The following is a 23,933-nucleotide window of genomic DNA, read 5'->3' on the forward strand; positions in this document are numbered from 1 at the left end:
GAAGCCTCCGCCGCCGGCCCGTCCTTGACGCCTCGCTGTCCGGGCCGGCGGTGGAGATCCCTCTGCCCGAAAGGACCTCCCGTGGCAGCCCCTCATTCGGACCGCACCGACAACTGGTGGCGCAGCGCCGCCATCTACCAGGTGTACCCGCGCAGCTTCGCCGACGGCGACGGCGACGGCACCGGGGACCTCGCCGGCGTACGGGCCAGGCTGCCGTATCTGGCCGAGCTGGGCGTCGACGCCGTCTGGTTCACGCCCTGGTACCTCTCGCCGCTGGCCGACGGCGGCTACGACGTCGCCGACTATCGCACCATCGACCCGGCGTTCGGCACCCTGGCCGAGGCGGAGAAGCTGATCGCGGAGGCCCGCGAGCTGAACATCCGCACCATCGTCGACATCGTCCCCAACCATGTATCCGACCAGCACGCCTGGTTCCGTGCCGCACTCGCCGCGGGACCGGGCAGCCCGGAACGGGAGCTGTTCCACTTCCGCCCCGGACGCGGCGAGAACGGCGAACTGCCGCCCAACGACTGGCCCTCGCAGTTCGCCGGCAGCACCTGGACCAGGGTCGAGGACGGCGAGTGGTACCTCCACCTCTTCACACCCCAGCAGCCCGACCTGAACTGGGCACATCCGGCCGTCCGCGAGGAACACGAGGACGTACTGCGCTTCTGGTTCGAGCGCGGCGTGGCCGGCGTACGGATCGACTCCGCCGCCCTGCCGGCCAAGGACCCCGACCTGGCCGACTTCGTCGACGGCCGCGACCCGCACCCCTACATCGACCGCGACGAACTCCACGACATCTACCGCTCCTGGCGGGCCGTCGCCGACGAGTACGGCGCGGTCTTCGTCGGCGAGGTGTGGCTGCCCGACGCCGAACGATTCGCCCGCTACCTGCGCCCCGACGAACTGCACACCGCCTTCAACTTCAACTTCCTCAGCAGCCCCTGGGACGCGCGGCGGCTGCGCCGCACGATCGACGACACGCTCGCCGAGCACGCGCCCGTCGGCGCCCCCGCGACCTGGGTGCTGTGCAACCACGACGTCACCCGCACCGTCACCCGCTACGGCCGCGAGGACACCGCCTTCGACTTCGCCGCCAAGGCCTTCGGCACACCCACCGATCTGGAACTGGGCACCCGGCGCGCCCGCGCCGCCGCACTGCTCACCCTCGCGCTGCCGGGAGCCGTCTACCTCTACCAGGGCGAGGAACTGGGACTGCCGGAGGCGGAGATCCCCCCGGACCGCATCCAGGACCCGATGCACCACCGCTCCGGGGGGACGGACCCGGGCCGGGACGGCTGCCGGGTGCCGCTGCCCTGGACCGCGGACGCCCCGTACAGCGGATTCGGCTCCCGGACCGAACCGTGGCTGCCGCAACCGGCGGACTGGGCCGCCTACGCCGCGGACCGCCAGGCCGGCGACCCCGGGTCGATGCTCAGCCTCTACCGGGAAGCCCTGCGGCTGCGCCGCACCGAGCCCGGCTTCGGCGACGGCCCGTTCACCTGGCTGCCCGCCGGCGGCCCCGCCGTGCTCGCCTTCGCCCGGCCCGGCGGGCTGGTGTGCGTGGTGAACTTCGGCGCGGAACCCGTCCGGCTCCCGCCGCACACACGCCTGCTGCTCGCCAGCGGCCCGCTGGACGACGGCGGACGGCTGCCGCAGGACACGGCGGTGTGGCTGCGGACCTGACCGGCCGCGCCGACGCCGGCGGGGGGACGGCGAGGGCCCGGGACGCGTCGCGTCCCGGGCCCTCGCCGATCGGTCAGGCGGCGTTACCGGCGCTCATCGCGCGGTGCGCGCGGATGATGTCCGTGTAGCGGTGGCCGCTGCCCTTGATCGTGCGGCGCTGCGTGGCGTAGTCGACATGGACGAGGCCGAAGCGCTTGTCGTAGCCGTACGCCCACTCGAAGTTGTCCAGCAGGGACCAGGCGAAGTAGCCGGCCAGCGGGGCGCCCTTGCGGACGGCGCGGGCACAGGCGGCCAGGTGCTCCTCCAGGTACCGGGCACGCTCCCGGTCGTCGATGCTGCCGTCGGCACGGACGACGTCCGGGTAGGCGGAACCGTTCTCCGTGACGTAGAGCCTGTGCGCGCCGTACTCGTCGGTGAGCCGCAGCAGCAGCGCCTCGATGCCGTTCGCGTCGATCTCCCAGTCCATGCCGGTGCGCGGCACGCCGGGACGCTCGACCTGCCGGGCGAAGGGCGCGGGACCGGTGGGATCGTCGGTGACGACCGCGGGGAAGTAGTAGTTCAGCCCCAGCCAGTCCAACGGCGCGGCGATGGTCTCCATGTCGCCCGGCAGCTCGGGCAGTTCGACGCCGTACACCTCGAGCATGTCGGCGGGGAAACCGCGCCCGTGGACGGGGTCGAGCCACCACCGGTTGGTGTGGCCGTCCATCCGCCGGGCCGCCGCGACGTCCTCGTCGCGGTCGCTCGCGGGAGCCACCGTGGACAGGTTGTTGACGATCCCGACCTGCGCGCCGGGCGCCGCGGCCCGGATCGCCCCGGCGGCCAGGCCGTGACCGAGCAGCAGGTGGTAGGAGGCGCGGACGGCGGCGGTCAGATCGGTCGCTCCGGGGGCCATCCGGCCCTCCAGGTGCCCGATCCACGCGGAACACAGCGGCTCGTTGAGCGTGGCCCAGTGCTTGACGCGGTCGCCGAGCCGTTCGGCGACGGCGGAGGCGTACGCGGCGAGGTGGTGCGCGGTGTCCCTTTCCGGCCAGCCGCCCCGGTCCTGAAGGGCCTGGGGGAGGTCCCAGTGGTAGACCGTGACGGACGGGGTGATGCCCGCCTCGAGCAGTCCGTCCACGAGCTGGTCGTAGAAGTCGAGGCCCTTGGCGTTGACCTCGCTGTCACCTCCCGGCACGACGCGGGGCCAGGCGACGGAGAGGCGGTAGGCGTTGGTTCCCAGCTGCTTCATCAGCGCGATGTCCTCGCGCCAGCGGTGGTAGTGGTCGCAAGCGACATCGCCGTGGTCGTCGCCCGCGATCCTGCCGGGGGTGTGCGAGAACGTGTCCCAGATGGACGGCGACCTGCCGTCCTCGGCGACCGCGCCCTCGATCTGGTAGGCGGAGGTGGCGGTGCCCCAGGCGAAGTCCTGCGGGAGGGCGGCGATGTCGGTGAACTCGGTCACGGACGTCCTTTCTGACAAGGGATCAGGGGATGGCGCGGCGGAGCGCCGGTCACTTCACGGCGCCGGCGGTGAGTCCGGTGACCAGGTAGCGCTGGAGGAGGAGGAAGCCCGCCACCACGGGGACGGAGACCACGAGGGACGCGGCCATGATCTGGTTCCAGTACACGTCGTTCTGCGTCGAGTAGCCCTGGAGGCCGACGGCGAGCGTGCGTGTGGTGTCGTTGGTCATGACGGACGCGAAGAGGACCTCTCCCCACGCCGTCATGAAGGCGTAGACGGCGACGGCGACGATGCCCGGGATCGCCGCCGGCACGACGACCCGGAAGAGGGCCTTCAGCGGCCCGCAGCCGTCGACCAGCGCGGCTTCGTCCAGTTCCCTGGGCACCGAGTCGAAGTAGCCGATCAGCATCCAGATGGAGAACGGCAGCGAGAACGTGAGATAGGTGAGGATCAGCCCGCCGCGTGAACCGAACAGCGCGACACCGGTCGTGTTCCCGATGTTGACGAAGATCAGGAACAACGGCAGCAGGAACAGGATGCCGGGGAACATCTGCGTCGACAGCACGGACACGGTGAACAGCCGCTTGCCCCGGAAGCGGTACCGGCTGACGGCATAGGCGGCGAAGATCGCGATGATCACCGAGCAGACGGTGGCCGCACCCGCCACGATCAGGGAGTTGACGAAGTACTTCGCCAGCGGGACGGTCTCCCAGATGTCGAAGTACGGGCGGATCGTCAGCCCGCTCGGCATCCAGCGGAACTCGCTCGACACGTCCTCCAGCGGTTTGAGCGAGCTGGAGACCATGACGTACACGGGCAGCAGCACGAAGCCCGACAGCAGGGTCAGGAAGATCCGCCGCGACCACACGAAGGACCGCGGCGCGGCCATCGGGGACCTGGGCACGGCGGTGCCGGTTTCCGGAGAGCTATGCATCGGTGGCCTTCCTCCCGCGGGAGGTGAAGAAGAGGTAGACGCCCGTCACCAGCAGCAGGAAGAGCAGCAGCAGTACGGACATGGCCGCGCCGGCGCCGAAGTTCCAGGTGGCGAACGACGACTGGTAGATGTGGATGGAGATGAGATCGGCGGCTTCCGGCGCCGACTTGCCGAACAGCACGAACGGCGTGTTGAAGTCGTTGAACGTCCACAGGAAGAGCACCAGCACCAGCACCTGGTTGACGCTCCGCAGCGACGGCAGCGTGATCTTGCGGATCTGCTGCCACACACCGGCGCCGTCGAGCGCTCCCGCCTCGTACAGCTCCCTGGGGATGTTCTGCAGACCGGCCATGACGATGAGGAAGGCGAACGGCCAGCCCTTCCATACGGAGACGATGAGCAGTGCCCAGAAGCTGTTGTCCCCGATCAGCCAGAAGGAAGGGCTGTCGGTGAGCCCCAGCTGGTCGTGGAGCACATGGTTGATCAGTCCGTTGTCGCGCTGGAACATGAACGACCAGGTGATGACGGCGGCGTAGACGGGCAGCGCGTACGGCACCAGGAACAGGGCCCGCAGGAAGCCGCGGCCCTTGAACGTCTCCTGCATGAAGACCGCCGCAGCGGTGCCGAGCAGCCAGCACAGGCCGACGGACAGGACGGTGAACAGGCACGTGGTCGTGAACGACCTGAGCAGTGACTCGCCGGCCGGTGTGTCGAAGTCGACCGCGAATCGGAAGTTCTCCAGGCCCCGCCACGGGGCGGCTCCCCAGTCGCGCAGGTAGAACTGGGTGAGCTCCTTGAAGCTCATCGCGACGCCGATGACGATCGGCAGCAGGTGGATAAGGATCTCCAGCAGCAGCGCCGGGAGCAGCAGCAGGTACGGCAGCGCCGTGCGGCGGGTCCGCCCGGGGCGGCGCGGGCCGCGCGCCGCCCCGGGGGAGTTCTTCCGCACGGCCGGTTCCCCGGTGGCCGGGACGACGGTCGTGTTCATGAGAGTGTCGCTCACTGCTGGGGCATCTGCTGCTGGGCCTTGGCCAGTTCGGCCTTGACGGACTCGGTGGTCACCTCGCCGCCGTCGGCGGCGGAGGCGAAGAGGTTCTTGACCGCGGTGCCCACGACCGTCTCGAACTGCGACTCGCTCGGGACCTGGGGGAGCGCCTCGGCGCTGGTGGCGAGGGTGTCACGCAGCACCTTCAGCTCCGGCCGGTCGAACGCGGGGTCGCTCTGCGCGGCCTTGACCGGCGGTATGGACCCGTAGGTCTTGCAGAGCAGCTTCTGCTCCTCGTCGCTGGTCATGAACTTCACGAACTCCAGGGCCCCGTCCAGGTTCTTGGTGTTCTTGAAGACGGCCATGTTGATGCCGGCGACCATGGAGTTGACGTTCTTGCCCTGGCCCGGGGCGCCGGACCGGACGGGCACCGGCGCGACGCCCCACTCGTCGTCGCTCATGCCCTGGGACTTGAACGTGGAGGCGGCCGCCTGCCACAGCACCATCGCTGTCTTGTCCTTGGCGAAGTCGCTCAGCGACTGGTTCTGGGCGTACTCGGCGTTGCCCGGGGCGATGATCTTGTCCTTCGCCATGAAGTCCACGTACTGCTTCACGGCGGCGACGGCGCCGTCGGAGGTGAAGTCGGGCCTGCCCTCGGCGTCGAAGAAGTCGGCTCCGTGCTGCTGGCCGAGGACGAACACCTGATGGATGTTGTTGGACAGGTTCGCACCCTCCGCGCCGAGGGCCCACTTGCCGTCCTTCGACAGCTTCTTGCCAGTCGCGACCATCTCGTCCCAGGTGGCCGGCGGCTTCTCGATCCCGGCGTCCGCGAACATCTTCTTGTTGTAGTAGAGCGCGTACGACATCGAGTACAGGGGCACCGCGGCCGGGTCGGAGCCGGCCGCGCCGGTCGAGCCGAGCGCGGCCTCCACGAAGCGGTCCTTGCCGCCGATCTTGGAGAAGTTCTTCTCGTCCCACGGCAGCAGCGCGCCGGTGGACTGGAGGGACGCGGACCAGGTGTTGCCGATGTTCAGGACGTCGGGGCCCTGGCCGGAGGTGGTGGCGGTCATGATCCGGGTCAGCAGGTCCGACCACGGAACGACCTCGAGCTTGACCTTGATGCCGGTCTTCTGCTCGAACTTCTTCAGCTCCGGCTCGAGGATCTTCTTGTCGGCCTCGATGTTCGGACCCTGGTTCGACGCCCAGTAGGTGAGGGTCTTCGGCGACTCGTTGGAACCGCCGCCTCCGGCGGACGAGCCGCCGCCGCACGCGGTCGCGGTGGCGAGCAGGGAGACGGCGACTGCACCACTGGCTACCGCTCTGTATCTGCGCATAACTCCAGGTGTCCCTTCCGGAGGGGTGGTGCCGCGGGGAGGGGTCGACAGGCTGCGGCTTCAACCTCTGAATGCCTCACGGCTTAATTTAGGACGTGAGTTAAGCTTTCGCGGGCGGCATCGTCAAGGGGTGGAACCCGGCGCACTTCCGGGACAGCGCAGGCCGAAGGAGCGAAGGATGTCTGGACGAAGCGGGCGAACGGTCAATGACCTGCGGCGGAGCAATCGCGCGACGGTACTGCAACGGTTGTATTTCGATGGCCCCATGAGCAGGCAGGCCCTCGGTCCCGCCACCGGGCTGAGCTCCGGCACCATCAGCAACGTCGTCGGCGAACTCATGGGCGACGGCCTGGTGGAGGAAGCCGGCAGCATCGAGTCCGACGGCGGCCGCCCCCGGACCCTCGTCCGCGTCGCGCCCGGCAGCGGGTGCCTGATCGGTGTCGACGTCGGGGAAACCCGGGTGCGGGTGGAGCTGTTCGACCTCACGCTCACCGAACTGGCCGGCACCGAACGGCCCTTGAACGGAGTCGGATACGACGTCGGCGTCATCGTGGAGCACGTCCGCCACGCCATGGAAGAAGTGCTGCACGCGACGGGAGTCGGCGTCGACGGACTCCTCGGTGTGGGCGTCGGCGTGCCCGGCATCGTCGCCGCCGCACCAGGGTGCGGGGCGGTGGTCCACGGCCAGACCATCGGCTGGGACGCGGTCCCGCTGGAATCCCTGCTGCGTGCCTCCTGCCGGCTGCCCGACACGGTGCCGTTCTTCATCGAGAACGGCGCGAGGACCCTCGGCCAGGCGGAGATGTGGTTCGGGGCCGGCCGCGGCGCGCAGAGCGTGGCCGTGATCCTCTTCGGCTCCGGCGTGGGCGCCTGCCATGTCACGGACACCGCCGAACAGGGCAGGGCCCTGGAATGGGGCCATCTGACGGTCAACGTCGGCGGCCGCCGCTGCCGTTGCGGAGCGCTGGGCTGCCTGGAGGCGTACGCGGGGGCGGAGGCCCTGGTGGACCGGTGGCGCGAGGCGGGCGGCAGGCCGCCGGAGGGGGCCGACGAGGAGACGGCACTGACGGCGCTGCTCTCCGCGGCGTACCCGGGCGGCGGTGAGGGGACGTGCCCCGGCGACGGTGACGGGGCGGATCCGAACGGCGGTGAAGGGGTTGGTCGGGTCGGCGGTGACGGGACGTGCCGGGACGGCGGTCAGGAGGCGGATCCTGTGGCGCTCGCGGTCGTCGAGGAGACGGCGGAGTACCTCGGTGCCGGGCTGTCCGGCCTGATCAATCTCTTCCAGCCCGAGCGCATCCTCATCGGCGGATGGGCCGGACTCCAGCTCGGCCCGCGCTTTCTCGACGCCGTGAGGGAGCACGCCACTGCGTACTCGCTCCGTTATCCGGCCGGACGGGTGACCATCGACCTGGGCCAACTGGGGCCGGACGCGGTCACGGTCGGTGCGGCCACCCTGCCGCTGGCCGGCTTCCTGGCGGGCGGTGGCAGGCCGGCGGAGCCGGTGCGCGAAGCGGTACCGCCGGCGTGGCGGTCCGCGTTGGACGGCCGGGTGCCGAGCTGACAGCGGGGGAGTGGAGGGGGCAACCCCACCGGGCCCGGCCCAGGTTCGTGCGCCGGCCGCCGGTGCTGACCCCGGCGCTGCCGTCCGGCTTGAGACAATGGAACCGCACACCCCTGACCTACTGCTGAGGAGGCCGCCGTGGCAGTCGAACCCGACCGGCCCGCCCGCTCGCAGGCCGGGTCCGTCCGGATCGTGGAAGCGGACGGCCGGCACGCCGTCCTCGTCTTCTCCGGCGTCCTGGACACTCACGCGCTGCGTAGGCTCGAGGAACGGCTCCTCGACCCACGGCTGCGACAGTCGGGCACCTGGGTGCTGGAGATGAGCGGTCTCGAACGGATCGACCTCGCGTGCGCCTACGGCCTGCTCCGCGCCGTGACCGTCGCGCCGGAGCCGGTCGGCATCACCGTCCGAGGCGCCCGCCGTGGCGTGGTGCGGACCTTGCGGCACGCGGGAGTCCACGCGGTGGCCACGATCGAGACCTGACCGGCCACGCCGGTCCCGGGCTGTGCCATGCCGCCCGGAGCCCGATGCGCCGGCGCCCTGCCGTGACGACCCCTCCCTCACCGCCGGCCCATCATGGACCCGGCTGCCGGACCGTAAGAGGGCGCCCTACCGCCCGGCCGGCCGGGCGCCGTCCCGCGCGGTGCGGGCCCCGTCGAGGAAGGCGCCGAGCCCGGCGTCGAAGGTCACCGACGAGCCGGTGAACAGTACCGTCCCGTCGGGCGCGACGTAGACCTTGCCGCCGCCCCGGACGGCATGCACGACGCACACGCCCGCGCCGTCCTCCAGCTCGACGACATTCAGGTTCCCGCCGGGCGTGACGTCCGTCAGCCAGGTCCTTCCGACTTCCGCCAGTCGTTCTACGTCGATCGTGCTCACCGGCCGTGCCTCCTTCCGCTGCGGGGTTGTGTCGGCATCCCGTCCGTCGCATCCGGCACCGGGCGCACGGGCACCGCTGCCGGTGGACGGCTCGACCAGGATCTCGCAACCCTCCGCCGGGATGCGGGCACGTTTGGGACGGCCCGTTCCGCGATGGTGCACAGCCCGATGGCGTGTGCGATGCAGCAGCACGGCATCCGGGCGCGGCAGCGGGAGCCAGGCAGGCGCTGCTCCGGGAGGGGAGGCGCCTGTTCTCAGGCAGTGGCTACGGCGCTGTCGGCCTGGCGGAGATCGTCCAGGCAGCCGGGGTGACCAAGGGGGCGCTCTGCCGCCACTTCACCGGCAAGACGGACCTATTCCGCGCCGTCCTGGAGGAGCTGCGGCAGGAAGTGGGCCGACGCGTGGCTGCGGTCGCCGACGCCGAAGGTGACCCGTGGGCCCAGCTGACCGCCGGCTGCCAGGAGTTCCTCACGGCGACCACTGATCCGGACGTCCAACAGGTCATGCTCGGGCCTGCTGTGCTGGGACGGAGCCAATGGCGCGCGCGATGGACGAGGCCGCCCTCTGGCTGGCGTCCTCCTCCGACCCCGAAGATCTGCCCCAAACCAAAGCCGCGCTGGGGCAACTGCTTCAGGCGCTGCGCGCAGACGGGGGCGCGGATGCCCGAGTTGCTTCAGCATGCCCGCCCTGACCGGCGTCCGTTACGACCCCAACTCCCGGTGCTTCTACGACTGCAGGCGCACCGATGGGTGAGCGGCGGAGCAGACAGCGCACGGCGGCATCTCGTCGACCGCGCGGGTGAATGTTGTGCCGACGGGTCCATCGGGAGCTTGGCTCGACCAGACAGCGCGCCATACTGTGCAAATGTCCGCACAGGAGAGAATTCCCCCGCTGATCCACCAAACGTGGAAAGACTCTGACATCCCTGCGGAATGGCAGGAGTGGGCCGATTCCTGGCGTCTGCACCACCCCGACTGGGGGTATCGGCTGTGGACCGATGCGGACAATCGCGCATTCCTCGAGGAGCACTATCCGTGGTTCCTGCCGATTTACGACGGCTACCCCGAAGCAATCATGCGGGCAGACGCAATTCGTTATTTTCTGCTCGACCACTTCGGCGGGCTGTACGTGGATCTGGACTTCGAGTGTCTGCGGTCCGCCTCCGGCATTCTTGACGGGCGCGACCTCGTCCTCGGCTGCGAGCCGGACGTGCACACCCGGCTGCTTCTGGCTCGCCGGCGCGGATTCGACCGCATCGTCGGCAACGCGTTCATGGCGTCGCGGCCGGGCCACCCGTTCTGGACCCACGTGCACCGCCAACTCGTCAGTGCGCACAAGCTGCCCAGCACCTTGGACGCGACAGGCCCGTTCTTCCTCACCCGAGCGGTCGACAGCGCCCCTGCGACCGACTCGATCACGGTTCTCCGCCCGGAGGTGCTGTACCCAAAGGTGAGCCCGTACGCGACAGAGCTGTTCGGGCCGCAGGAAACCGACTACGACAGCGCGTACGCGGTGCACCACTGGTCGGACAGTTGGGCGTTCGATACGTCCGCGCCGCCGCGGATGTCCGCCGGTAAACGGTTTCCGTTCTGGGTGAGCCAGGAACTGCAACCGTCTGCTGACGGCATGCTCAGCCTTGACACCCAGCGCCGCCGCTGGGCCTCGGGCGCGCCGGCACCGACGGTGTCATGCCTGATGGTCACCAAGGACCGCTCGGCGACGGCGCGACGGGCGATCACGTGTTTCCGTAACCAGACCTACCGGAATCTGGAACTGGTAGTCGTGGAGGACGGCACGGACGACGCCCTGGAGCAGCACATCCGCAATCTGAGCGATCCTCGGATCTGCTATCACCGGCTCCCCCCGGAGGGGCGGACGCTGGGCGAGCTGCGCAACGAGGCGGTGGACCGGGCCACCGGGCCCTATGTGTGCCAGTGGGACGACGACGACCTGTACGACCCGGAGCGGGTCGAGACGCAGATGGCGGCGATTCTCGCGCTCGGCACCGAGGCGTGCTTCCTCGCCCGGGAGCAACTGTGGTGGCCGGACCGGCGCAAGCTCGGGGTCTCCTGCGCACGGGTCTGGGAAGGGTCGATGGTGTGTGCGACCGACCGGATCCCGCGCTACCCGGCCCAACGCCGGGGCGAGGACACCCCGGTGGCGGAAGAAGTGGTGCGGACCTGCCGGGTCGTAACGGTCGACGCGCCCCAGCTGTACACGTATGTGTGTCATGGGGCCAACACGTTCAACGAGTCCCATTTCGCGGAACACTTTGACGTGGCGACCGAGATCTGGGCCGAACCCGCTGTTTACGCCGAGCGGTTGCTGGCCATGGCGGCCCGGCTGCCGATCGAGCCCAAGGACATCGCCCATGCGGAGACCGGCACCACCATCGCCCGCACCCCCGAGCGGAAACCGCGGCCGACTGCCGTGCCCGCGACGGCCGCGGCGAGTGAGCGGCCCTTGCTGCTGGTACTCAGCCCGCTCAAGGACGCTGCCGCGTTCCTTCCCGGCTATCTGAACCGCCTTCGCACGCTGGACTACCCCCGCGAGGCGATCTCGTTGGGGCTGCTGGAGGGCGACAGCAGGGACGCGACACCGGAGATGCTCCAGCAGGTCCTGCCAGGGCTCGAGGCGGAGTACCGGCGGGTCACGCTTGTGCGCCGGGATTACGGGCTCCAGTTGGCCGGACCTCGTTGGGAACCCGGCATCCAGCGCCGGCGCCGGTCGGTGCTGGCCAAGGTACGCAACCACCTGGTCTCCCGGGCCCTCGTCGACGAAGAGTGGGTCCTGTGGCTCGACGTCGATGTCACCGGCTACCCGGCCGACCTGGTCCAGCGTCTGCTCGGCGCACGCAAGGACATCGTCGTTCCGCACTGTGCCACCGCGCCCGGTGGGCCTACGTACGATCTCAACACCTTCGTCCTTCACCCGAGGGCCGGCACGCTCAACTGGTCCCAGTGGCTGCGTGACGGCATCCTGCAGCCCCCGAGGGGGTTCGGCCGGATGTACCTCGACGAGTTGCGCGGGGAGGGGCTGCTTCGCGTCGACTCGGTCGGCGGCACCGCATTGCTGGTACGCGCCGACCTTCACCGTGACGGTCTGATCTTCCCGTCCTTCCCTTATCAGCACCTCATCGAGACCGAGGGTTTCGCCGCGATGGCCCGGGACATGGGTGCCGCTTGCTGGGCAATGCCCGACCTGGAAGTGCTGCACCCGCACCATGCCCAGGCGCCCGCGCACGCCGAGGCCGTTCCGGTTCCCTGAGGCAGGGCCGCGATGGGCCGGCACAGCCGGCCCATCGCGGAGAGTAGTCGTTTTGACACATTTGGTAGTCAAACTTACGGTGGTCCTACTGCCCTGCCGCGACGTTCATCGGCATCCCGGGGCAGATCCCCCACAGAAAGGCGCCACCGTGAAAGCCCGCGCCATCACTTCCCTGGCTCTTCCCGCCGTTCTGGCCACTGCCGGACTGGTCGGCACCGCAGAGGCGGCTTACGCCTCCCTCGGTCCGGATCCGGCGGCCTCCGCGAAGCACGGACAGCAGATACAGCCCATAGGTGACGTCACCCTCACACAGGGGACCCATCCCCACTGCCCCCCGTTCGGCAACGTCACAGTCACGGACTACGGACACTGCTGCACGCCCGTCGGCAACGTCACGATCCCGGACTACGGGTACTGCTGCACGCCTGTCGGCAACGTCACGGTCGCGGACTACGGGTACTGCTGCACGCCCGTCGGCAACGTCACGATCCCGGACTACGGATACTGCCGCGACGACGATCACCACGACCACAGGCCCAACAGGCCTCACCACGCGGCGCTCGAACTCCACAGCTAGCACGCGGTTCGGCAGGTCGGCTACGGCGCGGCCCCGGAACGGGGACGGGGGCGGCGCCGCCCGACCTGCCACCCGCGACCACACTTCGAGGATCCTCCTCTCCCGTTTCCGTTCCGAAGCGAAGGACGGCGCATGCCCAGTTCCCACCCCGTGGTCTCGGTGGTCATCCCGTGCCATGACTACGGCCGTTATCTGCCCGAGGCGGTGTCCAGCGTCGTTTCCCAGACGTTCCGCGACTGGGAGATCGTCATCGTCGACGACGGCAGTACCGACAACAGCGTCGAGGTGGCCGAGGCCCTGATCGCCCGTAATCCCGACCGGCGCATCAGGCTGCTCCAGCAGGCCAATGCCGGGGTGTCCGCCGCACGGAACACCGGGATCGAGGCCAGCGCCGGCCGGTACATCCTTCCATTGGACGCCGACGATGTGATCGCAGCCACGATGCTGGAGAAGACCGTCGCGGTCCTGGACGGCGACCCCGGCATCGCCATCGCCTCGACCGATGTGTTCGCCTTCACCGACGACGATCTGCCTCCGCAGGCGATGCCCTTCCCCGCCTACAGCAGGGAACTGCTGCTTCAGCGGCTGATCATGTTCTACTGCTCGCTGTTCCGCCGCGAGGCATGGGAGACCGTCGGCGGGTACAACGAGAGCATGAAGGCCGGAGAGGACTGGGATTTCTGGGTCGGCTGCGTGGAGCACGGTTTTGATGCTCACCACATCCATGAGCCGCTGTTCGGGGCGCGCAACAAGGACACAGGACTGCACGTGGAAGCCGTCGAGAACGATCTGGCGATCCGAGCGCGGATCGTGGCCAACCACCCGGGCCTTTTCAAGCCGATCACCCGCAACTGGGCGGAGGCCGTACTAGGCCAGGACGCGGACGCCTGTCTGCGGGACGAGCACGTGCCCGACGACATCCTCACCCGCGCTGCCGAGATGGACCAGTTCCTGACTGCGGTCATGGCCCTGCAGCGCACGACGCGGGTGCAGTACTACCACATCAAGCGGCTGGAGAAGGCTCTGGCCGCTCAAACCGACACCGCCGGCCCGCCCACCCGTGAAAAGGACGCGTCCGCGACGGTTCCCGCCCTTTGACGGCTGCCGGAACGCACCCTCGCGGAGCCTACGCAGCAGGGACGCCGGCACTACGGGCTGATCCAGAATCTTGCCCGTACGGCCGGAACGTCGCTCTGGCGACAGAAGAAGGCGCCTGATGGGACCCAGGTCAGGCGCCTTCCTCAGCCCTGAAGGCATCTTCGCCCGGGACGACTTCGCGGCACCGTGCACGCTGTACGAGCAGCCGTACCTGCCCGGCACACGCGCGAACCCAGGCGCTACGCAGGCCGGAGCGATGAAGTTCAGACGCGTTCCATCGGACGGTGCGGACCCGCGGGCAGTTCGACGGCGATCGTGTCGCCGGGGCGGACGGTACCTCCCTGCCGGACCACGCCCATGATCCCGGACTTGAAGGTGAAGTCGCCCGTCGTCGCGTCGAGTTCGAAGACCTCCTTCAGGAGGCCCTGCTGGAACGTGTTGATCTGTGAGCACGGATTGCGCAGCCCCGTCACCTCCACGATCGCCTCCTCGCCGAGGCGCAGCAGCGCCCCGGTGGGCAGCCCGAGCAGGTCGATCCCGCGCGTGGAGATGTTCTCGCCGAGCTCACCCGCGGCCACGGTGAAACCTTTCGTGGCGAGCTCGTCGAACAATTCCTCGTGCATGAGGTGCACTTGGCGCAGGTTGGGCAGGTGCGGCTCGTGCTGCATGCGGAACCGGTGCTTGACCGTTTCCCCGGCGTGGACATCGCCCTCCACGCCGAGACCGGCGAGCAGCGTGATGCTCTCGCGGTTCGGCTTGCTGAACGAATACGTCCCGTTGCTGCTCACAGCTGTGACCCGCGCCATCGTCGTGCCCACTTCTCCTCGCCCGGTACGACCTTCGGTACGGCCAGCGTACTCAACGGTGAACGGCAGTCCGCCGGCGTGAAGGCGGGGAGCGGCGGCCGTTCGGCAGAACCTCGTCGAGCGGGCCGCCCACCCCGGTCCGCCGGGCCGGCCGCGAGGTCTCCGGGGTTCAGTCCTTCTTGGTCGATGAACCTCCACCGGAGACCTCGCTCGCCTCACGATCACGACACGTCCGTCACACCGGACGTCCAGGTAGGCCTCAGGTGCCCGGTGCCGAGGCGTGTCCGATGAACATCAGAGCGGGTTGAGGCGGGCTTTGAGCAGGCAGAACTCATTGCCTTCCGGGTCGGCCAGCACATGCCACTGTTCTTCGCCGGTCTGGCCGATGTCGGCCGGGCGCGCACCGAGCTTCAGCAGGCGCTCGAGCTCGGCGTCCTGATCACGGTCCGTGGCGTTGACGTCGATGTGCAGCCGGGACTTCCCCTTCTCCGGTTCGTCCCTGCGACTGAGGAAGATCGTCGGCTGCGGACCGCCGAACCCTTCGCGCGGCCCGATCTCCACCGAGCCGTCGTCCTCGCGATCGAGCACGACGAAGTCCAGGACCTCGCACCAGAACCGTGCCAGCACCTCGGGGTCGCGGCAACCGAGCACCAGTTCACCGATACGACATGCCATTGACGAAACCTCTTCTCCGCCTGGGAACCGCCGGGGAGGCCACATGCGAACTCGTGGCCACAGCAGCGAGAACAACCCCGCGACCGTACCGGACCAGGCGATCACGGGCGAGGTGATTTCGGGGCCGACCCTGTCCGGGCCGCGGCCGCCGTCACCGTCGGTCCGAGCCCACTCCGGCTGCGCTCATGATCCGCCGCACGGCACCCGGCCGTCCCGCACCCACGGCCGCAGCTTCTCGGGATTCCGGACCGCCCAGATGCGGGTGACGCGGCCGTCGGCGACATCGAACGACGCCACGGTCATGACGGCGCCGGCACGCTGGGCCACCAGCCCCGGCGCACCGTTGACCGAACGTTCCAGGAGTTGGAGCCCCGGAGCCTTGTCGGCGATGGCGACCATGTACTGGGCGATGCGCGCACCGCCTTCGATCGGGCGCAGGACGGTACCGACCATGCCGCCGCCGTCGGCGGTCATCACGGCGGCCGGGTCGAGGAGGTCGACGAGGGCCGCGATGTCCTTGGCCTCCCATGCCTCTTTGACACGCCGTACCGCGTCGGCCTGTCCGGCCGCCGTCACCGGAGCCCGAGCGACACGCACCCGCCGCCGGGCGGAGGCCGCGAGCTGCTTGCAGGCGGCAGGGGTCCGGCCGAGGATGTCCGCGATCTCGGCGAACGGGTACCGGAAGACGTCGTGCAGGACGAACGCCACCCGCTCGGCGGGCGTCATCGACTCCATGACGACGAGGAGGGCCATGGCCACCGATTCGTCCAGGACCATCTGGCCGGCGGGGTCGGTGCCATGGCCGTGGCCCCGCTCGGCGTGGTCGGGCAGCGGTTCGGGCAACCACGCGCCGACATAGCGTTCACGCCGCGCCCGCGCCGAGCCGAGCACGTCCAGGCAGATGCGGCCGGTGACCTTCGTCAGCCAGGCCCCGGGGGACAGGATCTCGTCCTGGCGGCTTCGCGGCAGCGCGTACCAGCGCGCGTAGGCCTCCTGCACGGCGTCCTCCGACTCGGCCAGCGATCCGAGCAACCGGTAGGCGACATTGATCAGTTGGCGCCGCTCACCGGCTATCTCATCGGTGCTCGTCCCAGCCGTCCCCATGCTCCCGACCGCCTCCTCGCCTTACCTTTCGCAGGCCCGCGTCGTCGGCCTGGTGAGACCTTATCGATCTACTGCCCCCAGGGCGGAAAAGGGGACCGTGGCATGGCAACCCGGACGACGGCACAGCGGCGCTTCTCGTTCCTGCAGATCGCGATCACTCTGCAGACCCTGACCCTCTTCCTTCAAGCGGTCTCCGCCGGGATGCTGCTGACCTCGTCCTACGGAGCGACGCTTCACAGTGTCGGAGCCCGCGTGATGTACGGGGCGTCGATGCTGTATCTGTTCGCGGCGGTGGCGGCGTGGAAGCCGGGTGGCGGCTCGCCCCGGCCCGTCCTGCACGCGTCCGGCTTCCTCGTCCTCGCCTCGGCCCAGGTCGTGCTCGGCATCGCGCACATACCGTCGCTCCATGTCCCGCTGGGCGTCCTGATGTTCGGACTGAGCGTGCTGGCACTGGCGCGGCGCTGAAGTCGGAACCGGGGCGTACAGGGGACCAGCCGTGGCCTGCCCGGCGGATCCGGCACGCAAGGGTCCCCGGCGAGCGGTCGGCACCGCTCGCCGGGGACCGTTCAGCCCTTGGGGCTACGGCTTCTCCCCGGCGTGGAGAGCACTCACCTCCTCGGCGGTGAGTGCCTTGTCGAAGGCGTGGACCTGGTCGATCGAACCGTTCCAGAAGTCGACGTTCCCGCCGTTCCACCGGGCACGGCCGACGGAGAGGGGGCCGGTGCTGACGTCGGCCGGGCCGGGCTCGGCGGTCGCCACCAGCTTGCCGTCGAGGTACAGCTTGATGTCGTTGCCCACGGTGTCGCGCACGCCGACGAGGTGGTACCAGCGACCGAGTTGGGGCACCGTCTCCACGCGGGCGCGGTGGCCGCCGGGTGTGCTGAACGCGAAGGCACCCTGCCCGTACTGGAGGTAGAACGGATTCTCCTGGCGGCGGCCGTCCTGGCTGACGGCGGTCGCGTAGTTGCCGGGGACCGCGTCGAGCGTGACCCAGGCGGAGACGGAGTAGCTCTTGGTGGTGTCGAGCACCGGGCCCTCGGTCTCGGCGAACTGGCCCTGGCCGTCGAACTTCAGCGCGCTGCCGCTGACGCCCGGCGTCCAAGTGGTGCCTGCGGTGAGCTCCAGGGGCTTGTTGTTGGGACCCTCGTCCCGTGCGGTGGTTCCCTGGCCCTCGTCGAGGGCCCAGTGGCCGCCGCCCTTCAGCTCGTCGCGCTCGCCCGCGGCGGCGCCGGCCGCGATGATCCTCCGGTTGATGTCGCGCACCTTGACCGGGTCGACCTTGATCTCCCGGCGGTCGTAGGTGTACAGCCCGTTGAGTTCGTTCTCCAGGTCGGAGATCTGGGTGTATACGGAGCCGGACAGTTCGGCGCCGGCCTGCTCGAGGTAGAACTTCTCGGTGTTCTCGACGTACTTGCGGGTGAGCGCGTCCTTGTCGGCCACACCGCTGTAGATCACCGTGGGAGCGCCCGGCCACATGTGGCCCGGGGTGCGCAGCGTGAAGCCTCCGTGCTCGCCGTCCATCGCGGCCCGGTTCGCGTCGGGGAAGGCCGGGTCGGTGTTGTTGTAGTCGTGGTGGTCGATGATGTCGCCCTTGCCCGAGTCGCCCTTGGAGTTGCAGCAGTTGACGCCGCTGTGGGCATTGACGACACGGGACGGGTCGGCGGCCTTGACCGACTCGGCGATGCGGCCGCTCTCCTCACGGTTCCACTCGCCCCAGCCTTCGTTGAAGACGATCCAGCCGATGACGGAGGGCGAGTTGTGATGCTGGCGCATCATCTCCCGGCCCTGGTCGACGAAGGCCTTCTGTCCTGTCTCGTTGGTGATGTTCCCGGAGACGAAGTCCTGCCAGACCAGCAGGCCGAGCCGGTCCGCGTGGTAGAACCAGCGCGGCGACTCCACCTTGATGTGCTTGCGGACGGCGTTGAAGCCGAGCTTCTTGTGGGCCTGGAGGTCGAAGGCCAAGGCTTTGTCGCTGGGCGGGGTGTAGAGCCCGTCGGGCCAGAATCCCTGGTCGAGCGTGGCGAGGGAGAAGACCGGCTTGCCGTTGAGCACGAGCTTCTGGAAGCCGCCGACCTTCTCGATCCCGATCTTGCGCATCCCGAAGTAGCTGTCGATCCTGTCGGTCGACCTGCCGTCGGTCAGCTTGACGTCGAGGTCGTACAGGTACGGGTCGTCCGGGGTCCACAGGTGCTGCTTCGCCACGGGCAGCCGCAGCTTGCTGTTGGCGGGCCCGCTGACCCTTCCGACGACCTCGCCGTTCGTGTCGCGGGCGACGGCCTCGACACGGGCGTTCGCGGAGGCGTCGTCGGACTCGACGGTCACCGCCAGGCTGCTGGTGTCGATGTCGGGCGTGGTGACGACGTCGTCGATCGAGGCGTCGGCGACGGGTTCCATCCAGACCGTCTGCCAGATGCCCGAGGTCTGGGTGTAGAAGATGCCGCTGGGGTTGGTGGACTGCTTGCCCATCGGCTGGTTGGCGCCGCCGGTGTCGGTGACCGCGACGACGACCTCCTGCGGTCCGGTGCCCTTGAGCGCGTCCGTGACGTCGGCGCTGAAGGCGTTGTAACCGCCGGTGTGTTCGGCGACCTGCTTGCCGTTGACCCAGACACGGGCCCGGTAGTCGACGGCGCCGAAGTTGAGCTTCAGCCGGTTGCCCCTGCCGACCTTCCAGTCACGGGGCACGTTCACCAGCTTGCGGTAGAACATGTGGTCCTCGTGCCGCTCGAGCCCGGACAGCTGCGACTCGACCGGGAACGGCACGATGATCTTCTCGTCGAGGTCCTTGCCGAAGACCGGCTGCTCGCCCGCGCCGGCGCCACTGAACTGCCAGGGTCCGTTCAGGTTCTTCCACTTGCCCCGCACCTGCTGCGGGCGGGGGTACTCGGGCAGCGGGTTGTTCTTGTCGACCTTGTCGCCCCATGCCGTGGTGAGCCGGTGTGTGGAGGCGTTCCGCGCCGAGCGGATGATCTGCGGCACGGTCTCGGTGCCGGCCTTGAGGCCGCCTTCACCGTCGTAGACCACCTTGACCTGCTGGTTCTTCTGGATCGGCGCCGCGAGGGTGACCAGCAGGGAGTTGGGGTCGCCGGAGTCGACCGCGACCGAGCTGATCGGCATGGCCGTCGTGTCGGCCTCGATCTTCAGGTGGTCCTTGACCGCCTCGATGTCGCCGACCTCGTTCTCGAACCGGGCCCGTAGCTGCCGGCCGTCCTCGGCGACGGACAGTTCCACCGGGTAGACCTGGAAGCCGGCGGGCGGGGTGAAGGCCGTCTCGGGCACGAGCTGCTTGCCCATCGACGGACTCGACCACCGCAGGAACATGTTCGCCCCGCCGAAGTCCTGGAACATCTCCAGACGGAACTCGAGCTTCTCGCCGGCGGTCAGCCTGACCGGCGCGCTGGTCTGCTCCCTGTCCCAGTCCGGCTCCCAGTGGTCGATGACGGGCTTGCCGTCGATGAACAGCCGGAAGCCGTTGTCGCCGATGCCGTAAAAGGTGTAGTCCCCGGTGGCGGGCGCCTCGATCATGCCTGTCCAGCGGGCGGTGGTGTGCTCCGCGCGCCCGGTCAGCGACTCGAATGTGGCCGCGAGGCCGGGGAAGTTGACCTGCGGATCGAGCGATACGCCGCCGAGGTCGGCGAAGTCCCGGGCACCGGGCGCCGACATGCTGAAGTACTCGCCCTTGAGGCCGTGCACCTCGATGGCGGCGTTCTCGGCGGCGGACCCGGACACGGTGCTGATCGGCTCGGCGGCCGACGCGGTGGGCACCAGGCCGCTGACCGGCAGCGTCAGGACGGCTGCGGTCAGCAGGGCCCACAACCTGGTTCTGGGGCGGGTGAGTTGTCTTGTCATCGAATCTTTCCTCGCACAGAGGGATCGGAGCCGGGCCTGTGAGGAGTGATGCGCAGATGGGATCCGGTGATGGGGGTGTCCGCCCTCGAGGAAGGCGGCCTCCGCGTCCGGGCACGCTCGTCGAGCGGCCTCGGCCGTCGGCCGCCCACGGGGGCAGGGCACCGGCGCAGGCAGCGGCCGGCGTCCCTCGCCGGCCACCGTTCCATCGTTGGAAAACTGTGTGCAGCGGAATGAGAGCACGCCGCCCGGCGGCTGTCCAGGCCCCGCGCAGGCCGGCTCCACGGACCGGCCCTGACGTCAACGGGCGCGCGTGCCAACACATTTGGGAAACGTCACGCAACACCCTTGCCGCATGTCGACCGGCAGCTATATAACGTTGTAAATCCGGGGTCGTCAACGGCCGTTCGGACGCGTTCCACCTTCTTTTCCCAGGTCAGAGTGTTTCTGACCAGAGCCTGCCGTACCGGTCGCAGGCTGACTCTCCGTACCCACGTCGCCCGACCGCACGCCACTCGGCGGTGCGCTCACCCCCGCCTAGGAGTGTCCTGAGATGACCATCCCGAAGAGATCTCGCTCGCTCACCGTCGCCTGTCTGCTCGCCGCGACCGCGACGCTGGCCGTGTCCGGCTGCGCGAAGTCGGAGACCACGAGCAACGCCGGCGGTGACAGCAGCCAGGCCGCCCAGGCGGCCGAGACGCCCGCCGCAAGCTCCGGCGCCGGCTGCACGCTCGAGACCTACGGTGCCCCGAAGCTCGACCTGAAGGACGCGGTCGTCGGCTTCTCCCAGTCGGAGAAGGAGGCCAACCCCTTCCGTATCGCGGAGACGCAGTCCATCAAGGACGAGGCCGCGAAGTTGGGCGTCAAGAAGCTGCTCACCACCAACGCCCAGTCCCAGCTGTCCAAGCAGATCAGCGACATCCAGGACATGCTCGCCCAGGGCGCCCAGTTCCTCATCGTCGCCCCCCTGAACTCCGACGGCCTGGAGCCCGCGTTCAAGGCCGCCGCGGCCAAGAAGGTCCCCGTCCTCACCATCGACCGCAAGGTCAATGCCGGTGCCTGCAAGGACTATCTGGCCTTCCTGGGCTCGGACTTCGTCGAACAGGGCAAGCGTGCCGCCGACGCGATGATCAAGGCGACCGGCGGCAAGGGCAAGGTCGCCATCCTCCTCGGGGCCTCCGGCAACAACGTCACCACCGACCGCACCAAGGGCTTCGTCGACCAGGTCGCCGCCAAGGCGCCCGGTCTGGAGATCGTCGCCCAGCAGACCGGCGAGTTCGCCCGCGACAAGGGCCAGCAGGTCATGGAGCAACTCATCCAGTCCAAGCCGGACATCACCGCCGTCTACGCGGAGAACGACGAGATGGCACTCGGCGCCGTCACCGCCCTGAAGTCCGCCGGCAAGAAGCCCGGCAAGGACGTCAAGGTCGTCTCCATCGACGGCACGCGCAACGCCGTCCAGGCCCTGGTCAACGGCGAGATGAACGCCGTCATCGAGTCCAACCCGCGCTTCGGTCCGCTCGCGTTCGCCACCGCGCAGAAGTTCTACGCCGGTGAGGAGATCCCGGAGAACGTGATCATCAGCGACCGCGCCTACGACGAGTCCAACGCCAAGGCGTCCATCGGTGGAGCGTACTGACCGAGCTCGCTCCGGGCCGCCGCGGTGCTCATGCCCGCGGCGGCCCGGGAACCATCCCACACGATCTCCGGAAGGCCGAGTTCATGGCATCCCCCGAAGCGGCAGCGTCCGCGGCGACCGGCGAACCGCCGTCACCCACGCCGACGGTGCTGGAGGCCCGCGGCGTCAGCAAACGCTTCCCGGGCGTGGTTGCCCTCGACGACGTCTCGTTCACCCTGCGTGCGGGAGAGACCCACGCGCTCGTCGGCGAGAACGGGGCTGGCAAGTCCACGCTGATCAAGGTACTGACCGGCGTCCACCGCCCCGACGGCGGCGAGTTGCTGCTGTCAGGTCAGCAGGTGCACTTCGCCCGGCCCTTCGAGGCGCAGCAGGCCGGCATCTCCACGATCTACCAAGAGGTGAACCTCGTCCCCTTGATGAGCGTGGCCCGCAACATCTTCCTCGGGCGCGAACCGAGGACCCGGCTGGGACTCATCGACTTCGGGCGGATGCACAGCGAGGCCGCCACCCTGCTGGAAGGCTTCCGCGTCACCGTGGACCCCCGCCGGCCCCTGCACACGCTGGGCGTCGGCACCCAGCAGATGGTCGCGCTCGCCCGCGCCGTGTCGGTCAGGGCCCAAGTGGTGATCATGGACGAGCCCACCTCGTCCCTGGAGCCGCGCGAGGTCGAGACCCTGTTCCGGGTCATCGGCGATCTGCGCCGGCAGAACATCGCCGTCCTCTACGTGAGCCACCGCATGGACGAGCTGTACCGCGTCTGCGACCGCGTCACCGTGCTCCGCGACGGCCGGCACATCCACACCGGCGACCTGGCGGACCTCGAGCGGGTGCAGCTGGTGTCCATGATGCTCGGCCGGGAGATCACCGAGGTCCGCCGGCACGGTGTGACCAGCTTCGGCGACGAGGACCACGACATCGCGCGCAAGCCGGTCCTCACCGCGAACGGACTGACCAGCAGGCATCGGCTCGACGACATATCGCTGGATCTGCACCCCGGCGAAGTGCTCGGTCTCGGCGGCCTGTTGGGATCGGGACGCAGCGAGACGGCCAAGGCGCTCGCCGGCGCGCTGGCCCTGGACAAGGGAACGATCAGCGTGGCCGGCCGGGTGCTCCGCCGGATCTCGTCCGCGAGCGCGATCCGCGCCGGGATCAGCCTGCTGCCCGAGGACCGGAAGGCCGAGGGCATCGTGCCGGGCCTCTCCGTACGCGAGAACATCGTGCTCGCCGCCCTGCCCCGACTCTCCCGCGGCGGCATCGTCTCCCGCAAGCGGCAGGACCGCGTCGTCGACATCTTCATGAAGCGTCTGCGCATCAAGGCGTCGAGCCCGGAGCAGAAGGTCGGCGAACTGTCGGGCGGCAACCAGCAGAAGGTGCTGCTCGCCCGCTGGCTGTGCCTGGAACCCAAGGTGCTGCTGCTCGACGAGCCCACCCGCGGCATCGACGTCGGCGCCAAGGCCGAGGTGCAGGCGCTCATCGACGAGCTCGCGCAGGAAGGGCTCGCGGTGCTGCTGATCTCCTCCGACATCGAGGAACTCATCGAAGGGTCCGACCGGATCGTGGTCCTGCGGGGCGGGGCGACGGCAGGCGAGCTGACGGGCGACCAGGTCAGCGAGGCCGCGCTGCTCGCGGTGCTCGCCGACCACGCGCCGGCGCCGGTGCCGCCGGGGGCGGAGACCGGCGCCGATGCCGATGCGGGGGCGGAGACCGGCGCCGATGCCGATGCGGGTGCGGGTGCGGGTGCGGGTGCGGGTGCGGACGGCGACGCCGGGGCCGCCGACCCGCTGGACCCGGCCCCGGACGCGGGCCCCGGCGCGACCGCGGGCCGAGCCGCACTTCCTGACTCCGCCTCGGCCCCGCTGCCGGACCCGGCTCCGAACCGGGGCGCGGGCCCCACCCCGGCCGCGACCCCCACCCCGGCCGCGACCCCCACCCCGGACGCGGTCCCGGCCCCGCTTCCGGACCGGGAGGAGGCCCCTGCCCCGGACGCCGGCTCCGACGCGGCACCGGGCCGAGCCGCACTTCCGGACCCGGCCCAGGCACCGGATCCGGCCCCGGTTCCAGGCCGGGCCGCAGCCGATGTCCCCGCCGATCTCGCGGC

At 69.5% G+C, this 23,933-nt stretch carries 19 protein-coding genes and 2 pseudogenes; 11 read left to right on the forward strand and 10 right to left on the reverse strand.

Going from position 1 to position 23,933, the window contains the following annotated elements:
- Positions 1-81 precede the first annotated feature (81 nt).
- Positions 82-1,689 carry a glycoside hydrolase family 13 protein gene (locus tag ACTMTU_RS05695; protein ID WP_441262346.1) on the forward strand — a complete coding sequence of 536 codons (1,608 nt, stop codon included), beginning with the start codon at positions 82-84 and terminating at the stop codon, positions 1,687-1,689.
- A gap of 73 nt (positions 1,690-1,762) precedes the next feature.
- Here the strand turns inward: ACTMTU_RS05695 and ACTMTU_RS05700 are convergent, their stop codons facing one another.
- The 4 genes from ACTMTU_RS05700 to ACTMTU_RS05715 are packed head-to-tail and all read right to left on the reverse strand — an operon-like array spanning position 1,763 to position 6,383.
- On the reverse strand, positions 1,763-3,130 hold the full coding sequence (locus ACTMTU_RS05700) for a GH1 family beta-glucosidase (protein ID WP_441262347.1): 1,368 nt from the start codon (positions 3,128-3,130) through the stop codon (positions 1,763-1,765).
- Positions 3,131-3,179: 49 nt separating this feature from the next.
- Positions 3,180-4,019, reverse strand: coding sequence for a carbohydrate ABC transporter permease (locus ACTMTU_RS05705; RefSeq protein ID WP_441262596.1), 840 nt, complete (start codon positions 4,017-4,019; stop codon positions 3,180-3,182).
- A gap of 37 nt (positions 4,020-4,056) precedes the next feature.
- Positions 4,057-5,052 carry a carbohydrate ABC transporter permease gene (locus ACTMTU_RS05710; protein ID WP_441262597.1) on the reverse strand — a complete coding sequence of 332 codons (996 nt, stop codon included), beginning with the start codon at positions 5,050-5,052 and terminating at the stop codon, positions 4,057-4,059.
- A gap of 11 nt (positions 5,053-5,063) precedes the next feature.
- Positions 5,064-6,383 carry an ABC transporter substrate-binding protein gene (locus ACTMTU_RS05715; protein ID WP_441262348.1) on the reverse strand — a complete coding sequence of 440 codons (1,320 nt, stop codon included), beginning with the start codon at positions 6,381-6,383 and terminating at the stop codon, positions 5,064-5,066.
- A 178-nt stretch (positions 6,384-6,561) separates the two neighbouring features.
- Here ACTMTU_RS05715 and ACTMTU_RS05720 point away from each other — a divergent pair, with 178 nt between their 5' ends.
- Positions 6,562-7,947, forward strand: coding sequence for an ROK family transcriptional regulator (locus ACTMTU_RS05720; protein WP_441262349.1), 1,386 nt, complete (start codon positions 6,562-6,564; stop codon positions 7,945-7,947).
- A 138-nt stretch (positions 7,948-8,085) separates the two neighbouring features.
- The gene (locus tag ACTMTU_RS05725; protein WP_441262350.1) at positions 8,086-8,430 is read left to right on the forward strand and encodes an STAS domain-containing protein; all 345 of its coding nucleotides are present in this window, start codon (positions 8,086-8,088) and stop codon (positions 8,428-8,430) included.
- Positions 8,431-8,556: 126 nt separating this feature from the next.
- Here the strand turns inward: ACTMTU_RS05725 and ACTMTU_RS05730 are convergent, their stop codons facing one another.
- Positions 8,557-8,826 carry a hypothetical protein gene (locus tag ACTMTU_RS05730; protein ID WP_441262351.1) on the reverse strand — a complete coding sequence of 90 codons (270 nt, stop codon included), beginning with the start codon at positions 8,824-8,826 and terminating at the stop codon, positions 8,557-8,559.
- A 173-nt stretch (positions 8,827-8,999) separates the two neighbouring features.
- Here ACTMTU_RS05730 and ACTMTU_RS05735 point away from each other — a divergent pair.
- Positions 9,000-9,134 (forward strand): annotated as a pseudogene (locus ACTMTU_RS05735) (hypothetical protein); the annotation flags it as partial.
- Positions 9,135-9,179: 45 nt separating this feature from the next.
- Here the strand turns inward: ACTMTU_RS05735 and ACTMTU_RS05740 are convergent.
- Positions 9,180-9,323 carry a hypothetical protein gene (locus ACTMTU_RS05740; RefSeq protein ID WP_441262612.1) on the reverse strand — a complete coding sequence of 48 codons (144 nt, stop codon included), beginning with the start codon at positions 9,321-9,323 and terminating at the stop codon, positions 9,180-9,182.
- Between ACTMTU_RS05740 and ACTMTU_RS05745 the strand changes: the two genes are divergently transcribed.
- From ACTMTU_RS05745 to ACTMTU_RS05760, 4 genes are all read left to right on the forward strand, one after another.
- Positions 9,270-9,746 carry a hypothetical protein gene (locus ACTMTU_RS05745; RefSeq protein WP_441262598.1) on the forward strand — a complete coding sequence of 159 codons (477 nt, stop codon included), beginning with the start codon at positions 9,270-9,272 and terminating at the stop codon, positions 9,744-9,746. The two genes, ACTMTU_RS05740 and ACTMTU_RS05745, sit on opposite strands and share 54 nt — an antisense overlap.
- Positions 9,634-12,093 carry a glycosyltransferase gene (locus ACTMTU_RS05750; protein ID WP_441262352.1) on the forward strand — a complete coding sequence of 820 codons (2,460 nt, stop codon included), beginning with the start codon at positions 9,634-9,636 and terminating at the stop codon, positions 12,091-12,093. The genes ACTMTU_RS05745 and ACTMTU_RS05750 overlap by 113 nt, the downstream gene beginning before the upstream one ends.
- A gap of 148 nt (positions 12,094-12,241) precedes the next feature.
- Positions 12,242-12,670: a hypothetical protein gene (locus ACTMTU_RS05755; protein ID WP_441262353.1), complete on the forward strand. Its 429-nt coding sequence runs from the start codon at positions 12,242-12,244 to the stop codon at positions 12,668-12,670.
- 132 nt (positions 12,671-12,802) lie between these two features.
- The gene (locus ACTMTU_RS05760; protein WP_441262354.1) at positions 12,803-13,768 is read left to right on the forward strand and encodes a glycosyltransferase family 2 protein; all 966 of its coding nucleotides are present in this window, start codon (positions 12,803-12,805) and stop codon (positions 13,766-13,768) included.
- A 263-nt stretch (positions 13,769-14,031) separates the two neighbouring features.
- On the opposite strand, the gene ACTMTU_RS05765 is transcribed toward ACTMTU_RS05760, so the two are convergent.
- The 3 genes from ACTMTU_RS05765 to sigJ form a co-directional block, all read right to left on the reverse strand.
- A complete protein-coding gene (locus tag ACTMTU_RS05765; protein WP_441262599.1) occupies positions 14,032-14,574 on the reverse strand; it encodes an MOSC domain-containing protein in 543 nt (180 codons plus the stop codon).
- A 294-nt stretch (positions 14,575-14,868) separates the two neighbouring features.
- Positions 14,869-15,249: a VOC family protein gene (locus ACTMTU_RS05770; protein WP_441262355.1), complete on the reverse strand. Its 381-nt coding sequence runs from the start codon at positions 15,247-15,249 to the stop codon at positions 14,869-14,871.
- Between the two features lie 183 nt (positions 15,250-15,432).
- Entirely contained in the window at positions 15,433-16,353 is a 921-nt protein-coding gene (sigJ, locus tag ACTMTU_RS05775) for an RNA polymerase sigma factor SigJ (protein WP_441262356.1), read from the reverse strand.
- A gap of 102 nt (positions 16,354-16,455) precedes the next feature.
- Between sigJ and ACTMTU_RS05780 the strand changes: the two genes are divergently transcribed.
- Positions 16,456-16,818, forward strand: a complete 363-nt coding sequence (locus ACTMTU_RS05780) for a hypothetical protein (RefSeq protein WP_441262357.1) — start codon at positions 16,456-16,458, stop codon at positions 16,816-16,818.
- A gap of 114 nt (positions 16,819-16,932) precedes the next feature.
- On the opposite strand, the gene ACTMTU_RS05785 is transcribed toward ACTMTU_RS05780, so the two are convergent.
- Positions 16,933-20,199: a LamG-like jellyroll fold domain-containing protein gene (locus ACTMTU_RS05785; RefSeq protein WP_441262358.1), complete on the reverse strand. Its 3,267-nt coding sequence runs from the start codon at positions 20,197-20,199 to the stop codon at positions 16,933-16,935.
- A gap of 550 nt (positions 20,200-20,749) precedes the next feature.
- Between ACTMTU_RS05785 and ACTMTU_RS05790 the strand changes: the two genes are divergently transcribed.
- Together ACTMTU_RS05790 and ACTMTU_RS05795 are read left to right on the forward strand one after the other, a co-directional pair.
- Positions 20,750-21,835 (forward strand): ABC transporter substrate-binding protein, encoded by a 1,086-nt coding sequence (locus ACTMTU_RS05790; protein ID WP_441262359.1) that lies wholly within the window; start codon positions 20,750-20,752, stop codon positions 21,833-21,835.
- A gap of 83 nt (positions 21,836-21,918) precedes the next feature.
- Positions 21,919-23,496, forward strand: a pseudogene (locus ACTMTU_RS05795) (sugar ABC transporter ATP-binding protein); the annotation flags it as partial.
- Positions 23,497-23,933 lie beyond the last annotated feature (437 nt).

Origin of the sequence: Streptomyces sp. OZ13, assembly GCF_052068155.1 — a bacterium.
GTDB lineage: Bacteria > Actinomycetota > Actinomycetes > Streptomycetales > Streptomycetaceae > Streptomyces.

Excerpts from the sequence above, each read along its gene's own strand:
- ACTMTU_RS05705 (WP_441262596.1), bottom strand. The coding sequence starts at position 4,019 with ATGGCCGCGCCGCGGTCCTTCGTGTGGTCGCGGCGGATCTTCCTGACC.
- ACTMTU_RS05710 (WP_441262597.1), bottom strand. The coding sequence starts at position 5,052 with ATGAACACGACCGTCGTCCCGGCCACCGGGGAACCGGCCGTGCGGAAG.
- ACTMTU_RS05715 (WP_441262348.1), bottom strand. The coding sequence starts at position 6,383 with ATGCGCAGATACAGAGCGGTAGCCAGTGGTGCAGTCGCCGTCTCCCTG.
- ACTMTU_RS05720 (WP_441262349.1), top strand. The coding sequence starts at position 6,562 with ATGTCTGGACGAAGCGGGCGAACGGTCAATGACCTGCGGCGGAGCAAT.
- ACTMTU_RS05760 (WP_441262354.1), top strand. The coding sequence starts at position 12,803 with ATGCCCAGTTCCCACCCCGTGGTCTCGGTGGTCATCCCGTGCCATGAC.
- ACTMTU_RS05765 (WP_441262599.1), bottom strand. The coding sequence starts at position 14,574 with ATGGCGCGGGTCACAGCTGTGAGCAGCAACGGGACGTATTCGTTCAGC.
- ACTMTU_RS05770 (WP_441262355.1), bottom strand. The coding sequence starts at position 15,249 with ATGGCATGTCGTATCGGTGAACTGGTGCTCGGTTGCCGCGACCCCGAG.
- sigJ (WP_441262356.1), bottom strand. The coding sequence starts at position 16,353 with ATGGGGACGGCTGGGACGAGCACCGATGAGATAGCCGGTGAGCGGCGC.
- ACTMTU_RS05780 (WP_441262357.1), top strand. The coding sequence starts at position 16,456 with ATGGCAACCCGGACGACGGCACAGCGGCGCTTCTCGTTCCTGCAGATC.
- ACTMTU_RS05785 (WP_441262358.1), bottom strand. The coding sequence starts at position 20,199 with ATGACAAGACAACTCACCCGCCCCAGAACCAGGTTGTGGGCCCTGCTG.
- ACTMTU_RS05790 (WP_441262359.1), top strand. The coding sequence starts at position 20,750 with ATGACCATCCCGAAGAGATCTCGCTCGCTCACCGTCGCCTGTCTGCTC.